The sequence below is a fragment of the Flavobacterium nitratireducens genome (genome assembly GCF_029625335.1).
GTDB lineage: Bacteria > Bacteroidota > Bacteroidia > Flavobacteriales > Flavobacteriaceae > Flavobacterium > Flavobacterium nitratireducens.
Window position 1 is genome coordinate 439,318 of the sequence record NZ_CP121111.1, and the last position, 24,626, is coordinate 463,943.

General features: G+C 34.3%; 14 protein-coding genes, 2 tRNA genes, 3 rRNA genes and 2 pseudogenes. 18 read left to right on the forward strand and 3 right to left on the reverse strand.

The window, feature by feature from the left end; translation table 11 throughout:
* Positions 1-114 precede the first annotated feature (114 nt).
* Together P5P90_RS14110 and P5P90_RS14115 are read left to right on the forward strand one after the other, a co-directional pair.
* Positions 115-378, forward strand: coding sequence for a hypothetical protein (locus tag P5P90_RS14110; RefSeq protein ID WP_340696431.1), 264 nt, complete (start codon positions 115-117; stop codon positions 376-378).
* Positions 345-566 carry a CAP domain-containing protein gene (locus tag P5P90_RS14115; protein WP_340696432.1) on the forward strand — a complete coding sequence of 74 codons (222 nt, stop codon included), beginning with the start codon at positions 345-347 and terminating at the stop codon, positions 564-566. The genes P5P90_RS14110 and P5P90_RS14115 overlap by 34 nt, the downstream gene beginning before the upstream one ends.
* A gap of 214 nt (positions 567-780) precedes the next feature.
* Here the strand turns inward: P5P90_RS14115 and P5P90_RS02095 are convergent, their stop codons facing one another.
* Entirely contained in the window at positions 781-1,167 is a 387-nt protein-coding gene (locus P5P90_RS02095) for a tetratricopeptide repeat protein (RefSeq protein WP_278035592.1), read from the reverse strand.
* Positions 1,168-1,640: 473 nt separating this feature from the next.
* Positions 1,641-2,730: pseudogene (locus P5P90_RS02100) on the reverse strand (M42 family metallopeptidase).
* An 83-nt stretch (positions 2,731-2,813) separates the two neighbouring features.
* Here P5P90_RS02100 and P5P90_RS02105 point away from each other — a divergent pair.
* The 7 genes from P5P90_RS02105 to rrf all read left to right on the forward strand — a co-directional run bounded on the left by P5P90_RS02105 (position 2,814) and on the right by rrf (position 9,638).
* On the forward strand, positions 2,814-3,479 hold the full coding sequence (locus P5P90_RS02105) for a DUF4294 domain-containing protein (RefSeq protein WP_278035593.1): 666 nt from the start codon (positions 2,814-2,816) through the stop codon (positions 3,477-3,479).
* A 752-nt stretch (positions 3,480-4,231) separates the two neighbouring features.
* Positions 4,232-4,447 (forward strand): hypothetical protein, encoded by a 216-nt coding sequence (locus P5P90_RS02110; protein ID WP_278035594.1) that lies wholly within the window; start codon positions 4,232-4,234, stop codon positions 4,445-4,447.
* Positions 4,441-5,954 (forward strand): 16S ribosomal RNA (locus P5P90_RS02115). The genes P5P90_RS02110 and P5P90_RS02115 overlap by 7 nt, the downstream gene beginning before the upstream one ends.
* 129 nt (positions 5,955-6,083) lie before the next feature.
* Positions 6,084-6,157, forward strand: a tRNA-Ile gene (locus P5P90_RS02120).
* 101 nt (positions 6,158-6,258) lie between these two features.
* Positions 6,259-6,335: transfer RNA gene (locus tag P5P90_RS02125), tRNA-Ala, on the forward strand.
* 159 nt (positions 6,336-6,494) lie between these two features.
* Positions 6,495-9,378: ribosomal RNA gene (locus tag P5P90_RS02130) — 23S ribosomal RNA — on the forward strand.
* A gap of 151 nt (positions 9,379-9,529) precedes the next feature.
* A 5S ribosomal RNA gene (gene rrf / locus P5P90_RS02135) occupies positions 9,530-9,638 on the forward strand.
* Together the 16S, 23S and 5S rRNA genes with 2 tRNA genes alongside form the textbook arrangement of a ribosomal RNA operon.
* A gap of 197 nt (positions 9,639-9,835) precedes the next feature.
* Here rrf and P5P90_RS02140 read toward each other — a convergent pair.
* A complete protein-coding gene (locus tag P5P90_RS02140; RefSeq protein ID WP_278035595.1) occupies positions 9,836-10,474 on the reverse strand; it encodes an endonuclease III domain-containing protein in 639 nt (212 codons plus the stop codon).
* Between the two features lie 99 nt (positions 10,475-10,573).
* Between P5P90_RS02140 and P5P90_RS02145 the strand changes: the two genes are divergently transcribed.
* From P5P90_RS02145 to lon, 9 genes and pseudogenes are all read left to right on the forward strand, one after another.
* Positions 10,574-11,455, forward strand: a complete 882-nt coding sequence (locus P5P90_RS02145; RefSeq protein WP_278036464.1) for an IS982 family transposase — start codon at positions 10,574-10,576, stop codon at positions 11,453-11,455.
* 365 nt (positions 11,456-11,820) lie between these two features.
* Positions 11,821-13,241: pseudogene (locus P5P90_RS02150) on the forward strand (glycogen synthase).
* Positions 13,238-14,518 carry a glucose-1-phosphate adenylyltransferase gene (locus tag P5P90_RS02155; RefSeq protein WP_278035596.1) on the forward strand — a complete coding sequence of 427 codons (1,281 nt, stop codon included), beginning with the start codon at positions 13,238-13,240 and terminating at the stop codon, positions 14,516-14,518. Before P5P90_RS02150 ends, P5P90_RS02155 begins: the two are co-directional and overlap by 4 nt.
* Positions 14,519-14,583: 65 nt before the next feature.
* Positions 14,584-16,488, forward strand: a complete 1,905-nt coding sequence (gene glgB / locus P5P90_RS02160; protein WP_278035597.1) for a 1,4-alpha-glucan branching protein GlgB — start codon at positions 14,584-14,586, stop codon at positions 16,486-16,488.
* 203 nt (positions 16,489-16,691) lie between these two features.
* Entirely contained in the window at positions 16,692-19,088 is a 2,397-nt protein-coding gene (locus P5P90_RS02165) for a glycoside hydrolase family 31 protein (RefSeq protein WP_278035598.1), read from the forward strand.
* Positions 19,089-19,175: 87 nt separating this feature from the next.
* A complete protein-coding gene (locus P5P90_RS02170) occupies positions 19,176-19,994 on the forward strand; it encodes a M48 family metallopeptidase (RefSeq protein WP_278035599.1) in 819 nt (272 codons plus the stop codon).
* Between the two features lie 132 nt (positions 19,995-20,126).
* A complete protein-coding gene (locus P5P90_RS02175; RefSeq protein ID WP_278035600.1) occupies positions 20,127-21,446 on the forward strand; it encodes an MFS transporter in 1,320 nt (439 codons plus the stop codon).
* A 52-nt stretch (positions 21,447-21,498) separates the two neighbouring features.
* The gene (locus tag P5P90_RS02180) at positions 21,499-21,960 is read left to right on the forward strand and encodes a DUF6252 domain-containing protein (protein WP_278035601.1); all 462 of its coding nucleotides are present in this window, start codon (positions 21,499-21,501) and stop codon (positions 21,958-21,960) included.
* Positions 21,961-22,171: 211 nt separating this feature from the next.
* The gene (lon, locus tag P5P90_RS02185; protein WP_278035602.1) at positions 22,172-24,622 is read left to right on the forward strand and encodes an endopeptidase La; all 2,451 of its coding nucleotides are present in this window, start codon (positions 22,172-22,174) and stop codon (positions 24,620-24,622) included.
* Positions 24,623-24,626: the final 4 nt, after the last annotated feature.

The following is a 24,626-nucleotide window of genomic DNA, read 5'->3' on the forward strand; positions in this document are numbered from 1 at the left end:
AACAACAACTAATCATTTAAAGAGTTTGCACCACAATCTACTTTAAACTTAAACTACTAGCATATGAAAAGAAATTTAAACACGTTAATAATATTTTTTGCAGTATTATTTACAATGAATTCATGTTCATCAGACACAACAGTAGAAACTGCTGATTCAACAACATCGTTGCTAGTAGAAAATTATACTTATTCTGAATTAGAATTAGAAACATTAGATTTAATCAATAAGCATAGAGTAAGTGTTGGATTGAAAGCTTTGGAAAAAATCAATCATATTTCATCAAAATCAGAAGAACATGATTTTTACATGATTGAAAAAAAGCGGCTAGTCATGACGGTTTTGTGGAAAGAGCAAATAATATTAAAAAAGTATTAGGAGCAAAATCAGTAGGAGAGAATATTGCTTATAATTATAAAAGTGCCTTAGCGGCAGTAACAGCTTGGTTAAATAGTCCTACTCACAAAGAAAATATAGAAGGTGATTTTACTCATTTTGGAATTGCAATACGAGAAGACGCTACAACAGGAAAAAAATACTATACAAACATATTTGTAAAAATATAAAGTAAGGTTGGAATTGGTTTTTAATTAAGTACGATATTTTGCCCCAAATCTATCAACTTAATATCAAAAAAAGAGTTTATAATCCCCCAATTATAAACTCTTTTTTTATTAATAGAAAAAATATTAACCTTTATCGTATTTCATTTTGTTAAAAGATAATGATTAAGATGGATATTTTTTTATGTTGTTTTGAAATTTAGTTTTTAATTCGAAGTTATAGTTTTTGGGTGATTAATTGAATTTTTAATTTTTCCAAAATGAAATTAGCCTTTTCTATGTCACCTATAGCAGTCAAAGCTTTAGCATATTGATGGTAATATGATATATCTAAATCGTAGGTTAATGAAAAAAGTTCACCATACCATTTAGCTGCTTTAGACATATTTTTTTCAGCATAAAAAATATTACCAAGTTTTTGGAATAAATCAACAGATTTATAACCCTTTTCAGCAATGCGCTCATAGGTTTTGGTAACATTCACATAAGCATAATTTTTCCCTTTTTTATCTGTAATATAAACTTTTTGAATTTGAGTTTGGGATTGTACATTTTGTACAAACAAACAAAATAAAAAAGATATAAAAACATTGGCTCCTTTCATAGGTGTAGTAGCAATAAAATGAAAATTAACTTAATCTATTCTGATTTTAATTGACTAAAAAAGTAATATTATAAACAATATTTATCTTATAATTTTTTTATTAAATATATAAGAAAAAAATATATTTTGTAAAAAGAAATGCTTTTAAATTATTTTTTTACCAGTTATTGTTTTTTATGATTGAGTAAAAATAAATTTTTTACTACAAAAAAATATTTATTAATAATTGGATAATTTAAAAATTAAGGATTCGTATAATAGTGTAAATTATCAATATTTTAGTTTATTGAAGAAGAGTAAATTACTTGATTAAATTGTGAGCAATATTATAAAAGTAGAGAAAAAAAGAAGATGATAACCGATAGCAGAAAAGTGTGTTTTTTTTTTTTTTTTTTTTTTTTCAGTTGTACAGATTTTTAATAAAAAGTAATTAGGCTATTTGAAAAGGCATAGCCTAATTACTTTTTTAGTATTTATTTGAAATAAGAGAAAGTTTCTCCGTTTTCTATTTTAAGGATAGTTTCATAAATCAAATGAATTACGTTTTCGACATCTTCCTTATGAACCATTTCTACAGTTGTATGCATATAACGCAAAGGGAGTGAAATCAATGCCGATGCAACCCCACCATTGCTATAAGCAAATGCATCAGTGTCTGTACCTGTAACACGCGAAGAAGCTAAACGTTGGAATGGAATTTCCTTTTCTTCAGCAGTTGAAACAATTAATTCTCTCAGGTTATTTTGTACTGCAGGTGCATAAGTAATTACAGGGCCTTTACCTATTTTGGTCTCACCTTCAATTTTCTTATCAATCATTGGAGTGGTAGAATCGTGACATACATCAGTAATGATAGCAACGTTTGGTTTGATAGTTTGAGTAATCATCTCAGCTCCACGCAATCCTACTTCTTCCTGAACGGCGTTAGTAATATATAGTCCAAAAGGTAATTTTACTTTATTTTCATGTAAAAGTCTCGCAACTTCAGCAATCATAAAACCACCCATACGGTTATCAATTGCTCGACAAACAAATTTATTTTCGTTCAAAACCATGAACTCATCTGGATAAGTGATTACACAGCCTACATGAATTCCTAATTTTTCAACTTCTTCTTTAGTAGAGCATCCACAATCGATAAATATATTATGTTGTGTTGCGGCTTCTTCTTTTTCCTCTTCCTCTTGTGTGTATTGCAGGCCATCCAAAAACTCCTTTTACAATTCCGTTTTTAGTATGAATGTTCACGCGTTTTGAAGGAGCAATTTGGTGATCAGAACCTCCATTTCGAATCACATATATCAAACCATCATCTGTTATGTAATTTACATACCAAGATATTTCATCTGAATGTCCTTCAATTACAACTTTAAAATCGGCTTCAGGGTTAATAATTCCAACAGCTGTTCCGTAAGTATCGGTAATAAATGTGTCAACATAAGGTTTTAGATACTCCATCCATATTTTTTGTCCGCTACTTTCGTAACCTGTTGGCGAAGCATTATTAAGGTAGCTTTCTAAAAAAGCCATTGATTCATTGTTTAAAATCGATTTTGTGCTCATAAAAATATTTTTTTGCTAAATTATAAATTTGGTATTACAGTTGTGTATATAATGTATAATTTTACATCAAATTATAATAAGGTATGAAGTCTGTTTGTTTTATAGCAATTTTATTTTTAATTTCTTTCTCTGGTTTCAGTCAAGTGGTACCATATAACCCAAATGCTATGGGGTATGTTTTGACTGAAAAGGATAGTCTTTTAAATGATACAATTAAATTGCCTGAAATTATAATTTCAAAATCAAAATTAGACGAAGAGGGTAGAAAGCAATATTTGATATTACAAAGTAGAGTTTATAAGACTTATCCATATGCTAAATTAGCAGCTGACAGACTTACGAGTCTTAATTTTGGTATGGCTAGACTTTCTTCTGAAAGAGAAAAAAGAAAATATTTTAAAATAGTTGAAGATTACCTTACTAATGAATTTGAAGCAAGGTTAAAAAAATTATCACGCAGTCAGGGTCGAATTTTAGTCAAATTGATACATCGTCAAACGGGGAAAAGTACCTATGAATTAATTAAAACTTTAAAAAGTGGATGGAAAGCTTTTTGGTCAAATACTACAGCTAGTGTTTTTGACATCGATTTGAAATCACAATACCTGCCATTCCAAACTAATGAAGACTATTTAATAGAGAATATACTTCAAGAAGCTTTCGATACTGGAAGACTTCAAAATCAACCAGCAGCTAACCCTGTAAATCTGGATCAGTTAAACCAGCATTGGGAAAGTAGATTGCCTTAGTCTTAATTAATTGTGATAAATCAAAGTTTATACTATAATATAGTATGAGCTTTGTTAGGAGCTCTTTCCTGCTATCCGCTTCAATCTTGCTTGCCAAACACTGGCAAGCAAGGATTTTCACTGCTACATGCCTTGCCGGCAGGCAGGTCAGGGCTAGGGTGATTGCTCGAAATAATATCTCTACTATATATATAATGTAAAATCCTTAGTAAACTTCGTGCTTCCTTTGTGCTCTTTGCGGTAAATTTCACTTTTATGTTATTATATATTGAGTAAAAACCTTAGTGTTCTTAGTGCTTCCTTTGCGTTCTTTGCGGTTAAAAAGCCTTTTTTACTATATTTAATAGTACAAAAACCTTAGTGTTCTTAGTGCTTCTTTTGTGTCCTTTGCGGTTAAAGTAATGTCTTAAACTCCAAATTCCTACAAAACCGAAAATTTCTTAAAAATTAAACTTCATGTTATCAGTTGATTAAAAAATAAACCAAAAATAGTTTCAAAAAGGTCTTGTTTAATCGAATAAAGGTTCTACTTTTGCACCCGCAACAGCGAAAACGTTCTATTAAATACTGGCAGGCTAAGAAGAATGATTCGGACGAAAGTTTGAAAAAAAAGTTTGAAAAAAGCTTGTGAGATTTGAAAAAGCGATTTACATTTGCACCCCGCAAAACACGCAAAGTTATTTGAGATATTGACAAGAGAAGAGAAGTTAAGCTTCGGTAAATAAATCGAAAAAAAACTTTAAATTTTTCTTGTGAGTAAAGAAATAAGTTGTAGTTTTGCAGCCGCTTTGAGAGACAAGCGAAAAACAAAAAGACACGTTCCTAGACATATTGAATTGACAGCCGTTTCGATGCAAATCGAAACAAATAAAATAAGAGTAATAGAATCGCGAGATTTGAATAAACCGATAGTAACTTGGAGTCAATATAAAACAGGAACTTTTATAAGTTCAAACAATATACGATGAAGAGTTTGATCCTGGCTCAGGATGAACGCTAGCGGCAGGCTTAACACATGCAAGTCGAGGGGTATGCCGATTTATCGGCAGAGACCGGCGCACGGGTGCGTAACGCGTATGCAATCTACCTTTCACAGAGGGATAGCCCAGAGAAATTTGGATTAATACCTCATAGTATAGCAGTTTCGCATGAAACCACTATTAAAGTTCCAACGGTGAAAGATGAGCATGCGTCCCATTAGCTAGATGGTAAGGTAACGGCTTACCATGGCTACGATGGGTAGGGGTCCTGAGAGGGAGATCCCCCACACTGGTACTGAGACACGGACCAGACTCCTACGGGAGGCAGCAGTGAGGAATATTGGTCAATGGACGCAAGTCTGAACCAGCCATGCCGCGTGCAGGATGACGGTCCTATGGATTGTAAACTGCTTTTGTACGAGAAGAAACAACATTACGTGTAATGTCTTGACGGTATCGTAAGAATAAGGATCGGCTAACTCCGTGCCAGCAGCCGCGGTAATACGGAGGATCCAAGCGTTATCCGGAATCATTGGGTTTAAAGGGTCCGTAGGCGGTTTAGTAAGTCAGTGGTGAAAGCCCATCGCTCAACGGTGGAACGGCCATTGATACTGCTAGACTTGAATTATTAGGAAGTAACTAGAATATGTAGTGTAGCGGTGAAATGCTTAGAGATTACATGGAATACCAATTGCGAAGGCAGGTTACTACTAATTGATTGACGCTGATGGACGAAAGCGTGGGGAGCGAACAGGATTAGATACCCTGGTAGTCCACGCCGTAAACGATGGATACTAGCTGTTGGGGGCAACTTCAGTGGCTAAGCGAAAGTGATAAGTATCCCACCTGGGGAGTACGGGCGCAAGCCTGAAACTCAAAGGAATTGACGGGGGCCCGCACAAGCGGTGGAGCATGTGGTTTAATTCGATGATACGCGAGGAACCTTACCAAGGCTTAAATGTAGATTGACCGTTTTGGAAACAGAACTTTCGCAAGACAATTTACAAGGTGCTGCATGGTTGTCGTCAGCTCGTGCCGTGAGGTGTCAGGTTAAGTCCTATAACGAGCGCAACCCCTGTTGTTAGTTGCCAGCGAGTCATGTCGGGAACTCTAACGAGACTGCCAGTGCAAACTGTGAGGAAGGTGGGGATGACGTCAAATCATCACGGCCCTTACGCCTTGGGCTACACACGTGCTACAATGGCCGGTACAGAGAGCAGCCACTGGGCGACCAGGAGCGAATCTATAAAGCCGGTCACAGTTCGGATCGGAGTCTGCAACTCGACTCCGTGAAGCTGGAATCGCTAGTAATCGGATATCAGCCATGATCCGGTGAATACGTTCCCGGGCCTTGTACACACCGCCCGTCAAGCCATGGAAGCTGGGGGTGCCTGAAGTCGGTGACCGCAAGGAGCTGCCTAGGGTAAAACTGGTAACTAGGGCTAAGTCGTAACAAGGTAGCCGTACCGGAAGGTGCGGCTGGAACACCTCCTTTCTAGAGCCTTAGTTTTAGCCAAGTGCAGGCTAAGGATAAAGATGAAAAGGTACTAAAGGTCAAAAATTAAGATTGTATTACTCTTGCTGTTAATTTAAAAAAAGAATAAAGAATTTAAGTAAAAAACAGAGTCTCGTAGCTCAGCTGGTTAGAGTACTACACTGATAATGTAGGGGTCGGCAGTTCGAGTCTGCCCGGGACTACTTTTTAAACTTAAATAGGAAATTTTAGAGGTTGAGTTACACTTAAAGTGAACCGTTTCAAAAAACTGTTAACTTATAACTGTTAACTGACAACTAGATACGGGGGATTAGCTCAGCTGGCTAGAGCGCCTGCCTTGCACGCAGGAGGTCAACGGTTCGACTCCGTTATTCTCCACCAAGAAGTACAGAGATAAGAGTACAAAGTATAAGGATAAGTCTTAATACTTAATACAAAAATCTTAAAACTGATTAAAGTTCATTGACATATTGAGATAAAAATATTAAAAAAGTAGAAAGAACACGTAATTATGTTTATCATTAGGCATAATTATAAGTACAATAAGCAAAATAAGGGCGTATGGGGGATGCCTAGGCTCTCAGAGGCGAAGAAGGACGTGATAAGCTGCGAAAAGCTACGGGGATCTGCACACAAGACTTGATCCGTAGATATCCGAATGGGGCAACCCACTATGTTGAAGACATAGTACACCGATAGGTGGGCAAACCCGCTGAACTGAAACATCTAAGTAGGCGGAGGAGAAGAAAACAAAAGTGATTCCGTAAGTAGTGGCGAGCGAACGCGGATTAGCCCAAACCAATGTTGTTACGGCAATGTTGGGGTTGTAGGACCACGACATTTCTTGCATGAAGAATTAGAATTTACTGGAAAGTAGAGCCATAGAGAGTGATAGCCTCGTATAAGTAATGAATGTAAAGAATAGTGGTATCCTGAGTAGGGCGGGGCACGTGAAACCCTGTCTGAATTTGGCGGGACCATCCGCTAAGGCTAAATACTCCTGAGAGACCGATAGTGAACCAGTACTGTGAAGGAAAGGTGAAAAGAACCGTGAATAACGGAGTGAAATAGATCCTGAAACCATACGCTTACAAGCGGTCGGAGCTTCTTCGTGAAGTGACGGCGTGCCTTTTGCATAATGAGCCTACGAGTTAACGTTGCTGGCAAGGATAAGTACTTCAGGTATGGATCCGTAGCGAAAGCGAGTCTGAATAGGGCGCTTTAGTCAGTAGTGTTAGACGCGAAACCGTGTGATCTACCCATGGGCAGGTTGAAGCTGTGGTAACACACAGTGGAGGACCGAACCGGTTGACGTTGAAAAGTCTTCGGATGACCTGTGGGTAGGGGTGAAAGGCCAATCAAACTCGGAAATAGCTCGTACTCCCCGAAATGCATTTAGGTGCAGCGCTGAGCATAAAGTTATATAGAGGTAGAGCTACTGATTGGATGCGGGGGCTTCACCGCCTACCAATTCCTGACAAACTCCGAATGCTATATAATGTTTCTCAGCAGTGAGGGCTTGGGTGCTAAGGTCCAAGTCCGAGAGGGAAAGAACCCAGACCATCAGCTAAGGTCCCCAAATATATGCTAAGTTGAAAGAACGCGGTTTGTCTGCCCAGACAGCTAGGATGTTGGCTTGGAAGCAGCCATTCATTTAAAGAGTGCGTAACAGCTCACTAGTCGAGCGGACGAGCATGGATAATAATCGGGCATAAGCATATTACCGAAGCTATGGATTTTGTAGTAATACAAAGTGGTAGGGGAGCATTCTAACAGGGTTGAAGGTGTGTTGTAAAGCATGCTGGACTGGTTAGAAAAGAAAATGTAGGCATAAGTAACGATAATGCGGGCGAGAAACCCGCACACCGAAAGACTAAGGTTTCCACAGCTATGCTAATCAGCTGTGGGTTAGTCGGGACCTAAGGCGAACCCGAAGGGGATAGTCGATGGCCAACGGGTTAATATTCCCGTACTACTAAATACTGTGATGGGGTGACGGAGTGATGAAAGCGCCGCGAACTGACGGAATAGTTCGTTAAAGTACCTAGCTATAGGTCCTGTAGTTAAATGCGCAGGAACTGGTGAAATACGATAGTACACAGAGACTTCGGTTGAAGTGATAGTGCGCCTAAGGGCTTCCAAGAAAAACCTCTAAACTTCAGGTATTTAGTACCCGTACCGTAAACCGACACAGGTAGTTGGGATGAGAATTCTAAGGTGCTCGAGAGATTCATGGCTAAGGAATTAGGCAAAATAGACCCGTAACTTCGGGAGAAGGGTCGCCCTGAGTAATCAGGGCCGCAGTGAAGAGGTCCAGGCGACTGTTTATCAAAAACACAGGGCTCTGCAAAATCGTAAGATGAAGTATAGGGCCTGACACCTGCCCGGTGCTGGAAGGTTAAGAGGAGATGTTATCTTCGGAGAAGCATTGAATTGAAGCCCCAGTAAACGGCGGCCGTAACTATAACGGTCCTAAGGTAGCGAAATTCCTTGTCGGGTAAGTTCCGACCTGCACGAATGGTGTAACGATCTGGACACTGTCTCAACCATGAGCTCGGTGAAATTGTAGTAACGGTGAAGATGCCGTTTACCCGCAGTGGGACGAAAAGACCCTGTGCACCTTTACTATAGCTTAGTATTGACCTTGGATAAATGATGTGTAGGATAGGTTGGAGACTGTGAAGTGGCGTCGCCAGGCGTTGTGGAGTCATTGTTGAAATACAACCCTTTGTTTATCTGAGGCCTAACCCCGCACTGCGGGGGACATTGCTTGGTGGGTAGTTTGACTGGGGTGGTCGCCTCCAAAAGAGTAACGGAGGCTTCTAAAGGTTCCCTCAGTACGCTTGGTAACCGTGCGAAGAGTGCAATGGCATAAGGGAGCTTGACTGAGAGACATACAGGTCGATCAGGTACGAAAGTAGAGCATAGTGATCCGGTGGTTCCGCATGGAAGGGCCATCGCTCAAAGGATAAAAGGTACGCCGGGGATAACAGGCTGATCTCCCCCAAGAGCTCATATCGACGGGGGGGTTTGGCACCTCGATGTCGGCTCGTCACATCCTGGGGCTGGAGAAGGTCCCAAGGGTTGGGCTGTTCGCCCATTAAAGTGGCACGCGAGCTGGGTTCAGAACGTCGTGAGACAGTTCGGTCTCTATCTACTGTGGGCGTTAGAAATTTGAGTGGATCTGATTCTAGTACGAGAGGACCGAATTGGACAAACCTCTAGTGTATCTGTTGTCCCGCCAGGGGCACTGCAGAGTAGCTACGTTTGGAAGGGATAAGCGCTGAAAGCATATAAGCGCGAAACCCACCACAAGATGAGATTTCTTTTAAGGATCGTGGGAGATGACCACGTTGATAGGCTATAGATGTAAAGGCAGTAATGTCATAGTCGAGTAGTACTAATAATCCGTAAGCTTATGTACAAATCACCTTCCCCGCCACGGCGGGGGAGGGGAAACTTTCTAAATGAATTAAAATTCTTTATCTCAGTATGTTAAAGTATTGTTTAATTGATAATTAACAATTTATAATTGATAATTAATGATTAAAAGTTGCCCAAGCAACGAACAACCTTAAGGTGGTTATTGCGGCGGGGCTCACCTCTTCCCATCCCGAACAGAGAAGTTAAGCCCGCCTGCGCAGATGGTACTGCATTTTGTGGGAGAGTATGTCGTCGCCTTTCTTTAAAAACCCTATCCAATCCGGATAGGGTTTTTTGTTTTTATACCTCAAGTCCACTGGACCTGATCCTCTTAATTTCAAATGTTGCCTTTAGTTTCGTTCAGTCGGTCATAGCCCTCGACTTTAATTCGACCGTAACGAACTTACTTAGTAAAAGTCTATTTAATTTGAAGGGGGGTATTCATTTTTAATTTATTTTTATTGTTTCATAGCGTATTGGCAACAATATTTTATTGGATATTCATAACATTTTGGATGAGGACGACAAATTTCTCTCCCTAAAAATGAAATACACATACCTATGTCATTCCAAATTTCTCTTGGTAATACAGCCATCAAATCTTTTTCTGCTTTTGAACCATCTTTTGTTGGTTTTATAATTCCAATTCTTGGAGCTACACTTAGAACATGTAAGTCAACCATTATTCCTCCTAATGTTACTTTGGCTTCACTTATAATTACATTTGCGGATTTCCGGCCGACTACTTTTAATGATGTTAATTCTTTTAATATTAATGTAATATGTGATTCGTTCTTTATTTTTTTTGCGATATTGAAAATCCAAAGAGCTTTGTTTTTGTGATATTTTATATCAAGAATAAAAATATTTATTTCTTTTGTATCTGATTGAGCTAGGCTTAATAAATCAGGAAATTTATTAAAAAAAGCAAGAGCAATTTTATTAATGTTGTCGTCTGAATCTTGAGCAGATAAAATTGTCATGATAAGTAATTGATAAATATTTCTGTACTCTAAAGGATGTATTTTGTCCCTATATTTCTCTAAAATTGGGAGTAATTCTTCTTTCCAATCAATTGGTTTGTTGAATAAATCCATATTGAAATTTAATAATTAAACCCGTAGTGCATTATAAAAAGAAGTTGCTCAAAACACCAAAAAGTGTTAAATTGTAATGATTACCAGTCAATTACAGCTATGAGCAACTTAGAGGCAAATTACGAATTAATTCTTACGGAATTACGAAAACTAACAAAAACAGAAAATTTTTATTTCAAACCTATAAAACCAAAATTATCTGACATTGAACTGATTAGCTTAATTATTTTGGCAGAATTTAAATCTATTGATTCTGAACATCAGCTTTTTAGAGAAATAAAGGGTCTTGATATTAGTTCAAAAATCGAACGTAATGTTTATAACAGAAGAAAACGACAGTTGTTTTTTCATATTGAAGAAATAAGAATGAAAATGGTTGAAAAATTTAATGAATTTGAAAATTATTTTGTGGTTGATAGTATGCCTTTAGAGGTTTGCAAAATAGCTCGTTCTTCAAGAAGTAAAATTTGTAAAGAAGAAGATTATGCCCTTCCAAATAAAGGATTTTGCGCCTCTCAAAATTTACACTATTACGGATACAAATTGCATGCTGTATGTTCTATTGAAGGAGTTTTTCAAAGTTTTGATTTAACTCCTGCTTCGGTTCATGATATTCATTATCTAAAAGATATAAAATCGCAATTATCAGATTGTGTGTTGATTGGAGATAGAGGATACCTCTCTCAAACCATCCAACTTGATTTGTTTAATGAGGTAAATATCGAATTGGAAACTCCGAAACGGGTGAATCAAAAAGACTATAAACCACAGTTTTATCAATTTAAAAAGTTTAGAAAACGTATAGAAACCTTATTCTCTCAATTGTGTGATCAGTTTATGATTAGGCGTAATTATGCTAAATCTTTTAAAGGATTTAAAACAAGGATTCTTTCTAAAATAACGACATTAACCACTATACAATATTTAAACAAATTCGTCTTTGGAAGAAACCTCAATAATCTGAAAATTAATTTAACTTAATAATGCACTACGGGTTAATTAATTGTTTTAAGTTTTTTTGAATTCAATTTTGTTATTAAATTATTATTATTTGGAATTCATTAGTGCAATATGAATTATAATTATATAATTTTAGGCTATGAATTGTGAGAAAATTGCGAATTAATTATCTGTTTTTTTAAATATTATCAATTTATGTTCTATTAATTAAAATTGATTTTAATTTTTACTTTTTGATTATATTATATCTATTTTTTACTATATTTAAAAAAGTTAAAAAAGGAATTTTTTTAGTGTTTTCAGCATGTATGATGTTAGATTGTTATTTTTTTAACTTATTTTTTATTATGTGTCTTTTTATCCAAAAATAAATTATTAATCAATAAATGGAAATATTTCATATTAGTGCTGAGTGTTACCCAGTTGCAAAAGTAGGAGGTCTTGCTGATGTGGTTGGTGCATTGCCAAAATATCAATCTAAAGCTGGTCATGATGTAAGGGTTGTGATACCTTGCTATGAAACTAAATTTCGTAATGATAATGAATTTGAATGTGTACATTGGGGAACAGTCAAATTGGGAAATTTTAATTTTCCTTTTAGTGTTCTCAAAGAAAAGACCGATAAACTAGGTTTTGAATTGTACTTAATGGAAATACCGGAACTATTTGATAGGAAGGATGTTTATGGTTATGAAGATGATATAGAACGTTTTGTGACTTTTCAAATAGCAACCTTAGATTGGATTATAGGAAGAGTTTCAATGCCAGATGTTATTAATTGTCATGATCATCACACGGGCTTGATTCCATTTATGATGCAAAATTGTTATAAATATGATCAATTGCTAGATACACCTTCAATGATAACTATTCATAATGGATTGTATCAGGGGCAATTTAATTTTGATAAGTTGCATTATTTTCCAGAATTTGATTTATCTCATGTAAAGATATTAGAATGGAGTCATTGTATAAATTCATTAGCAGTTGGTGTTAAATGTGCTAATGCTGTGACAACAGTATCACCTAGTTATTTGGATGAAATTAATCAATCGGCTAATGGTTTAGAATCATTATTTAATCTTGTAAGATATAAATCTAAAGGGATTTTAAACGGAATTGATACACAAGTTTGGGATCCTGCTAAGGATAAAATGTTAGAGAAAAATTACTCTCTTAAAAATTTTGAAAAAGGAAAGCAACAAAATAAAGAAACACTTTGTACATTATTTAATTTAGATCCTACAAAGCCCTTGTTTAGCTTCATTGGTAGGCTTTGGGATGAAAAAGGGGGGATTTATTACCTCAAGCATCTGCATTAGCTTTATCCGAAAATTTTAAAAATATAAACATACTGATTTTAGGTTCTGGAAATATAAATATCGAAAATCAATTAAATAGTTTACTAGTTGATTATAAAGGTAATTACAACACTTTTATTGGGTATAACGAGGAATTAGCACATTTGATTTATGCTGGTGCTGATTTCTTATTAATGCCTTCAAGGGTAGAACCATGTGGTTTAAATCAAATGTATTCATTACGATATGGAACTATACCAATAGTAAGAAGAACTGGTGGGTTACAAGATACTGTTGTTGATTTTGGAGATGATGGAAATGGAATTTGTCATAATCAGGCATCAGTGGGCGATATCTGTTATTCCATTCAAAGAGCTATTCATTTATATGAAGATAAGGAACTTTTGAATGAAATTAGAAAAAAAGGAATGAATACTGATCATTCATGGGAAAAAGCCAGTCAGGAATATATAGACATGTACAACTTAATAATTAACAAAATATGAAGGCTAAAAGAAAAAACGTTATTGCTATTATCTTAGGTGGAGGGCAAGGATCTAGATTATATCCATTAACAGAGACTAGATCTAAGCCAGCGGTACCCGTAGGAGGGAAATATAGATTGGTAGATATTCCTATATCAAATTGTATGAATTCAGACATTTATAGAATGTTTGTTTTAACACAATTTAATTCGGCTTCACTTAATGCACATATCAAAAACACATATGTATTTAGCGCTTTTAGTCAAGCTTTTGTTGATATTTTAGCTGCCGAACAAACTCCGGATAACCCTACTTGGTTTCAAGGAACCGCTGATGCAGTAAGACAATGTATGCCTCATTTTTTAAATCACGATTTTGATTATGCTTTAATTCTATCAGGAGATCAGTTATATCAAATGGATTTTAATGATATGATCGAAGAACATATTAAAAACCAAGCCGATATAACCATTGCAACTTTACCGGTTAATGCTAAAGATGCTCCTGAATTTGGTATTTTAAAAACGAATAGTGATAGTTGTATTGAATCTTTTATTGAAAAACCAGACAAAGAATTATTACCTGATTGGACGTCTAATGTGAGTGACCAAATGAAAGCTGAGGGTAAAAATTACTTAGCGTCTATGGGTATATATATATTTAATAAACAACTTTTAGTGGATTTAATGGCGAATCCTAATACAAAAGATTTTGGTAAAGAAATTATACCTCAAGCAGTTGGTGAGCAAAAAATTCTTAGTTATCAATATGAAGGATATTGGACAGATATCGGAAATATTGATTCATTCTTTGAAGCTAATATTGGTTTAACTGAAGATGTTCCTAAATTCAATTTATTTGATAACGATAATAAAATTTTCACCAGACCTCGTTTATTGCCACCTTCAAAATTTAAAAATGCTATGGTAGATAAATCTTTGATTTCTGAAGGCTGTATAATAAATGCTAAAGAGATTGTACATTCAGTCATTGGAATTCGTTCTCGTGTAGGTAAGGATACTGTAATTAGAAATACCTATGTAATGGGTAATGATTATTATCAAAGTATCGAAGACATGCAAGAAGATACAAAAAAGAATAAAATATTAGTAGGTATTGGCGAAGGTTGTTACATTAATAATGCTTTAGTAGACAAAAACTGTAGAATAGGAAATAATGTATATATTAATGGAGGAAGTCATTTAGAAAATACTACAAACGAATTGTATGCTGTTAAAGAAGGAATTGTAGTGATTAAGAAAGGTGTGACTTTGCCTGACAATTTTAAAATTGGATAAGTTATTAAACTGTTTTTTATATCAATATTCTATATCGTAAGATTTAGAATTATACCCAAAATACTATGAGTAAAGTTATTTCGCATTCCCTTTTTACTGATTTTGATATTAACTTATTCAAAGCTGGAAAACATTTTAGATTGTATGAAAAGTTAGGTGCACATTTGATTGAATTAAATGGAGTTCAAGGTGTTTATTTTGCAGTTTGGGCTCCTACAGCACATTCGGTTTCTGTAGTGGGAGATTTTAATTTCTGGACTCAAGGAGAACACGAACTTTATGTTAGATGGGATTCTTCGGGAATTTGGGAAGGATTTATTCCAAACGTACAAAAAGGTACAAATTACAAGTACAAGATATTATCGAATAATCAAGGTTTAGTTACAGAAAAAGCCGATCCATTTGCTTTTTATTGTGAAAAACCGCCCCAAACTGCATCTGTAGTTTGGGATTTAGAGCATGATTGGAAAGATTCTGACTGGATGAAAACCAGAAAGGAACATAATGATTTAGATAAACCATATTCGGTTTATGAAGTTCATTTGGGTTCATGGAAACGTGCAGAAGGCAATCAATTTTTAAGTTATTTAGACTTAGCCGAAGATTTAGTGAGTTATGTCAAAGAAATGGGATTTACTCATGTTGAGTTTATGCCTGTTATGGAGTATCCTTATGATCCTTCATGGGGATATCAATTAGTAGGCTATTTTGCACCAACCTCTCGATTTGGTGATCCACAAGGCTTTATGACTTTAGTAGATAAATTACATCAAGCAGGAATTGGAGTTATTTTAGATTGGGTTCCTTCGCATTTTCCAGATGATGCTCATGGTTTAGGTTATTTTGATGGTTCTCATTTGTATGAACATCCAGACAGAAGAAAAGGTTATCATCCAGATTGGAAAAGTTTGGTGTTTAATTACGGAAGAAATGAAGTACGCTCTTTTTTAATTAGTAATGCTTTATTTTGGTTGCATCATTATCATGTTGATGGCTTAAGAGTAGATGCTGTAGCCTCTATGTTATATTTAGATTATTCTAGAAATGATGGTGAATGGGAGCCTAATATTTTTGGTGGAAGAGAAAACTTAGATACGATTAGTTTTCTTAAAGAATTCAATGAAGTAGTTTATGCTAACTATGAAGGAGTTCAGACTATTGCTGAGGAAAGTACTTCTTTTCCAATGGTTTCTAGACCAACATCTGTAGGTGGACTTGGATTTGGTATGAAGTGGATGATGGGGTGGATGCATGATACCTTAAAATATTTCCAAAGAGCAACAGTGTATAGAAAATACCATCAAAATGATTTGACTTTTTCAATGACCTATACTTTTACCGAAAATTTCATGTTGCCTTTATCGCACGATGAAGTGGTTTATGGTAAAAAATCAATAGCCGACAGAATGCCTGGGGATGAATGGCAACGATTTGCTAATTTACGTTTGCTTTATGGTTATATGTTTACGCACCCAGGAACTAATTTGTTGTTTATGGGGGGGGAGTTTGGACAAATTAAAGAATGGAATTTTCAAGAAAGTTTAGATTGGCATTTACTGCAATACCCTGTACATGGTGGAGCTCAACAATATGTTAAGGATTTAAATAATCTATATAAATCGGAACCAGCTTTATATCAAAAACAATTTAGTCCAGAGGGGTTTGAATGGATTAATTATTCCGATAATCTAAATGCGGTTATCTCTTATATTAGAAAAGGAAATGATACTAAAGATGATTTGATTGTTATTTGTAATTTTACCCAAATGGTTCGTAAAAATTATCGAATAGGGGTTCCTAGAAAAGGAAAACTTAAAGAAATTTTCAACAGTGATTCAATTAAATATCAAGGTAGTAATGTGGAGAATATAAACGATGTGAAAATTGAATCTTCGCCTTATGACGGTAGAGATTATTCGGTTGAAATAGTAATTCCACCTTTAAGTGTTACTGTTTATAAATATTTATAGTTTTTTTGGCAATGCTAAAAAGGACTCAAAAAATAAATAATAATTTTTCTAAAAAAGAAGTATTAATGTCAAAATTAATACTTCTTTTTTTGTGATATCTGCAACTATATCGTTTTCGTGAATATAATAAGTATTCTTCTTATTTAAATAACTTTTTTTGTAAGTTTGAAAGAGTCACGATGATAATAATCAAATCCTAAATTATGATTACAAATACCGAATTAGAATACAAAGGAGATTTATATCCTTCAAAAATAGTTTCTTACACGCATGATGTAGATTCCATATTTTTTTATACTGACAACAGTGTCATTTTAAAACTTACTGTTTTAAGAGATAGTTTGATTCGTTTTCGTTTTACAACTAAAGGATATTTTAGTAATGATTTCTCTTACGCAATAGATAAAAGTCATTCTCATGGGTATAACCATTTGGAGGTGACTGAGGAAGAAAGCTATTTCCAAATTACAACTAATAAAATCATCTGTAAAATTCAAAAAATAGATTTAAGAGCTTCTATTTTCGATCTAAAAGGCAATGTTATTTTAGAAGATGAACTTGGTTTTCATTGGGAGGAATCCTATGAATTTGGTGGAAATATTGTTAAAATGAGTAAAACTTCCAAAGATGGAGAGTGTTTTTACGGTTTAGGTGATAAAGCCACACAATTAAATTTAAAAGGAAAACGGGTTGAGAATTTTGCAACAGACCAATATGCTTTCCAAAAAGATCAAGAACCTTTATATAAAGTGGTTCCGTTTTATATTGGTTTACATCATAAACATGCCTATGGAATTTTCTTCGATAATACTTTCAGAACCTATTTTGATTTTTGTCATGAAAGAAGAAATGTAACTAGTTTTTGGGCACATGGAGGAGAAATGAACTATTATTTCTTTTATGGACCAAATATGCAAGACGTTGTAACCTCTTATACCGATTTAACTGGTAAGCCTGAATTGCCACCTCTTTGGGCACTTGGTTACCATCAATGTAAATGGAGTTACTATCCTGAAAGTAATGTAAAAGAAGTTACAGCTAAGTTTAGAGAATTACAAATTCCATGTGATGCGATCTATTTAGATATTGACTATATGGAGGGTTTTAGATGTTTTACTTGGAATAAAGAATATTTCCCTGATCCTAAGCGAATGGTGACCGAATTAGCTCAAGATGGCTTTAAAACGATTGTAATTATTGATCCAGGAATCAAAATTGATAAAGATTATTGGGTTTACAAAGAAGCTTTAGCCAAAGATTATTTTTGCAAAAGAGCTGATGGTCCTTATATGAAGGGTAAAGTATGGCCAGGAGAATGTAATTTTCCGGATTTTACGAATCCTGAAGTAAGAGAGTGGTGGGCTGGATTATTCAAAGAACTAGTTTCAGAAATTGGTGTGAAAGGAGTATGGAATGATATGAACGAACCGGCTGTTATGGAAGTTCCTAATAAAACATTTCCAAATGATGTTCGCCATGATTATGACGGAAATCCTTGTAGTCATAGAAAAGCACATAATATCTATGGAACTCAAATGGCGAGAGCTACTTACCATGGTGTAAAACGTTTTGCATATCCAAAACGCCCTTTTATTATTACAAGATCGGCCTATTCTGGAGCACAACGTTATACCTCGTCATGGACAGGTGACAACGTTGCAAGTTGGGAACATTTATGGATTGCAAACATTCAAGTACAAAGAATGTCAATTTCAGGAATGGGATTCACGGGATCGGACATTGGAGGTTTTGCTGAGCAACCTACAGGTGAATTGTATGCTAGATGGATACAATTAGGGGTTTTTCATCCTTTTTGTAGAACACACTCATCAGGAGATCACGGAAATCAAGAACCATGGGCTTTTGATGAGGAAGTTATTGATATTACTAGAAAGTTTGTCAATCTTCGTTATCAATTATTACCTTATTTATACACCATGTTTTGGCAATATATTGAAGAAGGAACTCCAATGTTAAAACCATTAGTATATTTTGATCAAGAGGATATTCAAACACATTATAGAAATGATGAGTTTATTTTTGGAAATCAAATTTTGGTTTGTCCAATTCTTGAACCAAATGCGCAAGGGCGTAGAATGTACTTTCCAAGAGGGGAATGGTATAATTACTGGACAAATACCTTGGTTAAAGGTGGGAAAGAAACGTGGGTTGATACAAAATTTGATGAGATTCCTGTTTTTGTAAAATCGGGAGCAATTATTCCAAAATATCCTGTTCAGCAATATGTGGGTGAGTTAGAATTTGATGAATTGACACTAGATATTTATTATAAAGCTGGAAAAGAAAAATCAGTTGTTTATGAGGATGCTCAAGACGGTTACGATTACAAGAAAGGAAGGTTTAGCTTTTTGTCTTTTCAAATGACAGGTAAAGAGAATGAAGTAAATATCCAATTGCACAAAGAAGGAAAGTATGACACAAAATATACTAAATTTAAAATCAACTTTATAGGATTGCCTTTCGAAATTAAAACGGTTGAAATTGATAATGAAATTATAGCATTTGATGCCAAAAGCTTTAAAGAAAATCAATATATGATTATTCCAAAAGATTTTAATGTTTTACACATTTCAGCATAAAAATAAATATGTTGATAGAATTCTATTTAATTTTATAAATCATTAGCTAATAAAAACAGTATTTTTGTTTTGTATAACTAAACTATCATGAAAAAGAATTTTGTATTTCTAGGGATTGCAACATTAGGTTTGGTTTATTCTTGTGCAACAAATCCGTTGACAGGAAAAAAAACCTTGAATTTTGTTTCTAATAGTGAATTATTTCCATCTTCGTTTCAACAATATGGGACTTTTTTAAAGGAGAATAAAGTGATTTCAGGAACAGCTGATGCTAAGAAAGTAGAGTCAGTTGGAGTTAAAATTAAAGTTGCCGCTGAACGTTATTTGGCTTCTCTTGGACAAACGGATTATTTGAAAGATTATCAATGGGAATATAAATTAGTTGATAGTAAGGAGGTAAATGCCTGGTGTATGCCGGGAGGTAAAATTGTAGTTTATTCAGGAATTTTGCCAATAACAAAAAATGATGCAGGACTGGCAACTGTTATGGGACACGAAGTTTCTCATGCATTAGCTAATCATGGAGCACAACGTATGAGTGCTTCTCAATTACAAGCTTTAGGGGCTGCGGGTGTTGCAGCTGCAACTGGAAGTCAAAGTGTCGAAAAACAAAAAATGTGGCAACAATATTATGGAATTGGTTCTCAGGTAGGAGTAATGCTTCCTTTTAGCAGAAGTCATGAAACTGAAGCAGATAAAATAGGTTTAATATTAATGGCAATTGCGGGTTATAATCCTGATGAAGCTATTAATTTTTGGACAAGAATGTCAGCTAATTCAGGAGGGCAGGCTCCAGCTGAGTTTTTAAGTACCCACCCATCTGATGCCACTAGAATAGCTAATTTAAAAGCTATGATTCCTGAAGCTAAAGCTGTAGCAGCTAAGTTTGGAGTTGTTTTTAAATAAAGTATATGGAATAAATCAGAAGCCAATTCATTAGAATTGGCTTTTTTTATGGTTTTTAAAAATATACTATTTTAGTAAGTTAAAGGAAAAACTCCTTTAAAAATAATACATTCGTCGAAAATTTAAATAAACATGATTCATTTACAAAAAGGAGATAAGAAGTTATTGAATGCTTGGGCATTTTATGATTGGGCAAATTCAGTTTACACTTTAACAATTAGTTCGGCAGTATTTCCAATTTTTTATGATGCTTTATTTATAGATAAAGGGCGTTACATTAGTTTTTTAGGTTTCAATGTTAAAAATTCAGCATTAATAAGTTTTGTTACAGCTACAGCATTTATAATTGTTTCTTTTTTATCACCGTTATTATCTGGTATCGCTGATTATGTAGGTAATAAAAAACTGTTTATGAAATTTTTTTGCTACATGGGAGCGCTTTCTTGTGTGGGTTTGTATTGGTTTGACTTAGACCATATTTATATAAGTTTAATGTTTTATTTATTAGGGCTAGTAGGCTTTTGGGGGAGTTTGGTTTTTTATAATTCCTATTTGCCTGATATTGCATTCGAGGAGCAGCAAGATGCCATAAGTGCAAAAGGCTATTCTTTAGGATATTTAGGTAGTGTTTTATTATTAATTGTCAATTTGGCAATGGTGATGAAACCTGAATTATTTAACATTACAGATGCAAATGGTCAGTTTTCAGCAATGAAAGCCATGCGATATTCTTTTGTTATGGTTGGCGTTTGGTGGATTGTATTTAGTCAATATACTTATTATTTTTTACCAAAAGGAAGTAAAAATACTCAGCAAAAAATTACTAAAGCGGTTGTTTTTAACGGTTTTAAAGAATTGAAAAAAGTGTGGTTTTTATTAGAAGAAAATGAACGCTTAAAATCCTATTTAAAAAGTTTTTTTGTTTACAGTATGGCAGTACAAACGGTAATGTTAGTAGCTACGTATTTTGGTTCACAAGAAATAGAATGGGAAACAAAAGATCAAGGTACTATAGGTTTGATAGTTTGTATTTTACTAATTCAAGTTTTAGCCATTTTAGGTGCATATACTACTTCTATAGCTTCTGAGAAATATGGAAATGTTAAAACATTAATTTTTATTAATAGCATTTGGTTTTTCTTGTGTATTGGGGCTTATTTTATCACATTGCCAATTCATTTTTATACAATGGCAGCATTGGTTGGTTTAGTTATGGGAGGAATTCAGTCTTTATCTCGTTCCACTTATTCAAAATTTTTACCGCAAACTAATGATACTGCTTCTTTTTTTAGTTTTTATGATGTAGCTGAAAAAATAGGGATTGTTATAGGTATGTTAGTCTATGGAATAATCGATCAAATAACCGGAAGTCCACGTTTAGCTATTGTATTTTTAGCAGCTTTTTTCATGATAGGAGTTCTTTTGTTAAGAAATGTACTGAAAAAAAAGTAAGAAAAATAAGATAAAAAATTATATTTGGACTTTAAAATAAAAGCTCCAATTTATGAGAATCTTAAATTTAAAATCCCCTTTTTTAGTTCTTTTTTTAGTAAGTCTCTTTTGTTCTTGTGTCTATGAGCCTATTGATGGTACCGTAGAATCTAATGCTGCATTTAAAGTTGATTTTAATGGTAAAACATGGATTGCACAAGAGACTTCTGTTGTTATTTCGGGTAATTATAGTGATGAATGGATTGCTATAAGTGCACAAGATGCCAATATGAATACAATATCAGTAAACGTTAAAAACAATTTAGCTCCTGGAGAATATACTATAAGCAGTAATAGACTGACCGACAAGGTAAAGGCCTCTTATGAAGATGAAAATGATGAATACATCGCTATTTCAGGTACTGTCAAAATTATTTCAAATGCCAATGATAGGATTAAAGGAACTTTTTCATTTGCAACGAATGGAGCTTCACCTTTTCAAATAACTGAAGGTAGCTTTGATGTAAGTTATTAAATAAGATACTTTTAAAGTAGTGCCTTCAAAGAGTATATAGCTTTTTGAAGGCATTTTATTTTTTGCTTATGGCATAAAGATTGACTTATATAATGGAGATATATTTGTTATTTATGTTGTTAATTGATTTTCAGCAACATAAAATATTTTAATACTAACTTTGTTATTGGATATACATTTTATTTAATGACAAAAAGACTTAAATTTTACTATGTCAAAACATAAAATACTAACTGTTGACAATCTGTCACAACATGAATTTGATTCAGAAGCAGAATTAATTCCATTAATGACACCAGAAGATGAAGAAGAAATGAACAAAGAGATGTTGCCTTTTTCTTTGCCAATTCTTCCGTTGCGTAATATGGTATTATTCCCAGGAGTTGTTATTCCTATTACAGCTGGTAGAGATAAGTCAATTAAACTAATAGATGACGCTAATGCCGAAAGTAAAATTATAGGTGTTGTAGCTCAAAAAAATGAAGATATTGAAGATCCTACTAAAGACGATATTAATGCCATCGGTACTGTTGCCCGTATTTTACGTGTACTTAAAATGCCTGATGGTACTACAACCGTTATCTTACAAGGGAAAAAACGTTTTGAAATTGATGCTATAACTTCAGAGGATCCTTATTTATCAGCTACAATTAAAGATTTTGCTGAAGAAAGACCAGATAGTGAAGATTCTGAATTTATTGCTATTTTGGATTCCATTAAAGAATTGGCTATTCAAATTATCAAGGTAAGTCCTAATATTCCTAGTGAAGCTACTTTTGCCATTAAGAATATCGAAAGCCAATCTTTTTTAATCAATTTTGTTACTTCAAACATGAATTTGTCTGTTAAAGAAAAACAAGATTTATTGGCTATCAATAATTTAAAGGACAGAGCATTAGAAACGCTAAAATATATGAATATCGAGTTGCAAAAAATGGAACTTAAAAACGATATTCAATCTAAAGTGCGTTTCGATTTAGACCAACAACAAAGAGAATATTTTCTTCATCAACAGATGAAAACCATTCAGGAAGAATTGGGTGGATCAACCCAAGAAGAGGAAATGGACGAAATGTTAGCAAAGTCTAAAGAAAAGAATTGGGATGAAAAAACGCAGAAAATTTTTGAAAAAGAATTGACTAAAATGCGTCGAATGAATCCGCAGGCTCCCGATTACAGTATTCAAAGAAATTACTTGGAGTTATTATTGGATTTACCTTGGAATGAGTTTTCTAAAGATAATTTTGATTTAAAAAATGCTCAAAAAATTCTTGATAGAGATCATTTTGGATTAGAAGAAGTTAAGAAGCGAATGATTGAACACTTGGCTGTTTTGAAGCTGAGAAACGATATGAAATCGCCAATTATATGTTTGACAGGGCCTCCGGGAGTGGGTAAAACTTCAATTGGTCGTTCAGTTGCTGAAGCACTTGGAAGAGAATATGTTCGTATTTCTTTAGGTGGATTACGAGACGAAGCGGAAATTCGAGGTCATAGAAAAACTTATATTGGAGCTATGCCGGGAAGAATTATTCAAAGTTTGAAAAAAGCAGGTACTTCTAATCCTGTTTTTGTTTTGGATGAAATCGATAAATTATCTAATAGTAATCATGGTGATCCATCCTCTGCATTGTTAGAAGTTTTAGATCCAGAACAAAATAATGCTTTTTATGATAATTTCGTTGAGTTAGGCTATGATTTGTCTAAGGTAATGTTTATTGCTACTTCAAATAATATGAGTACCATTCAGCCAGCCTTAAGAGACCGAATGGAAATTATCAAAATGTCTGGTTATACTATTGAAGAAAAAGTAGAGATAGCTAAGCAGCATTTATTTCCACGTCAATTAAAAGAGCATGGATTAACTTCTAAAGATTTGACTATTGGGAAAAAACAATTGGAAAAAATCATTGAAGGTTATACTCGTGAATCTGGTGTTCGTGGCCTAGAAGCTAAAATTGCTCAAGTAATTCGTAACGCTGCCAAATCGGTAGCCATGGAAGAAGAATATAACAAAAAAGTTACTGATGAGGATATCGTTAAAGTACTTGGAGTGCCAAGATTGGAGCGTGATAAATACGAAAGCAATGATGTTGCGGGTGTAGTTACAGGTTTAGCTTGGACAAGTGTAGGTGGGGATATTTTATTTATTGAATCATTATTATCTCCAGGAAAAGGAAGTATGACTATTACTGGAAATTTAGGTAATGTCATGAAAGAATCGGCTACGATTGCTTTAGAATATATTAAAGCGAATGTAGAACAATTGGGATTGAATTCAGAATTGTTATCAAAATACAATATCCATTTGCACGTTCCTGAAGGAGCAACTCCAAAAGACGGACCAAGCGCTGGTATTGCAATGTTAACTTCTTTAGTGTCATTATTTACTCAAAAAAGAGTGAAGAAAAATATAGCCATGACTGGAGAAATAACACTTAGAGGAAAAGTATTGCCAGTTGGTGGAATAAAAGAGAAAATATTAGCTGCGAAAAGAGCTAATATCAAAGAAATCATCTTGTGTCATGAAAACAAAAGTGATGTAGATGAAATCAAGCCTGAATACCTAACAGGAGTTACTTTCCATTATGTAAAAGAAATGAGTGAAGTATTAGCCATTGCGATTACAGATCAAAAAGTAAAAAACGCTAAGAAATTGTAGTTAA

Bases quoted from the DNA above. Each gene is read 5' to 3' on its own strand.
- P5P90_RS14110 (WP_340696431.1), top strand. From the start codon at position 115: ATGAATTCATGTTCATCAGACACAACAGTAGAAACTGCTGATTCAACA.
- P5P90_RS02095 (WP_278035592.1), bottom strand. From the start codon at position 1,167: ATGAAAGGAGCCAATGTTTTTATATCTTTTTTATTTTGTTTGTTTGTA.
- P5P90_RS02105 (WP_278035593.1), top strand. From the start codon at position 2,814: ATGAAGTCTGTTTGTTTTATAGCAATTTTATTTTTAATTTCTTTCTCT.
- P5P90_RS02140 (WP_278035595.1), bottom strand. From the start codon at position 10,474: ATGGATTTATTCAACAAACCAATTGATTGGAAAGAAGAATTACTCCCA.
- P5P90_RS02145 (WP_278036464.1), top strand. From the start codon at position 10,574: ATGAGCAACTTAGAGGCAAATTACGAATTAATTCTTACGGAATTACGA.
- P5P90_RS02155 (WP_278035596.1), top strand. From the start codon at position 13,238: ATGAAGGCTAAAAGAAAAAACGTTATTGCTATTATCTTAGGTGGAGGG.
- glgB (WP_278035597.1), top strand. From the start codon at position 14,584: ATGAGTAAAGTTATTTCGCATTCCCTTTTTACTGATTTTGATATTAAC.
- P5P90_RS02165 (WP_278035598.1), top strand. From the start codon at position 16,692: ATGATTACAAATACCGAATTAGAATACAAAGGAGATTTATATCCTTCA.
- P5P90_RS02170 (WP_278035599.1), top strand. From the start codon at position 19,176: ATGAAAAAGAATTTTGTATTTCTAGGGATTGCAACATTAGGTTTGGTT.
- P5P90_RS02175 (WP_278035600.1), top strand. From the start codon at position 20,127: ATGATTCATTTACAAAAAGGAGATAAGAAGTTATTGAATGCTTGGGCA.
- P5P90_RS02180 (WP_278035601.1), top strand. From the start codon at position 21,499: ATGAGAATCTTAAATTTAAAATCCCCTTTTTTAGTTCTTTTTTTAGTA.
- lon (WP_278035602.1), top strand. From the start codon at position 22,172: ATGTCAAAACATAAAATACTAACTGTTGACAATCTGTCACAACATGAA.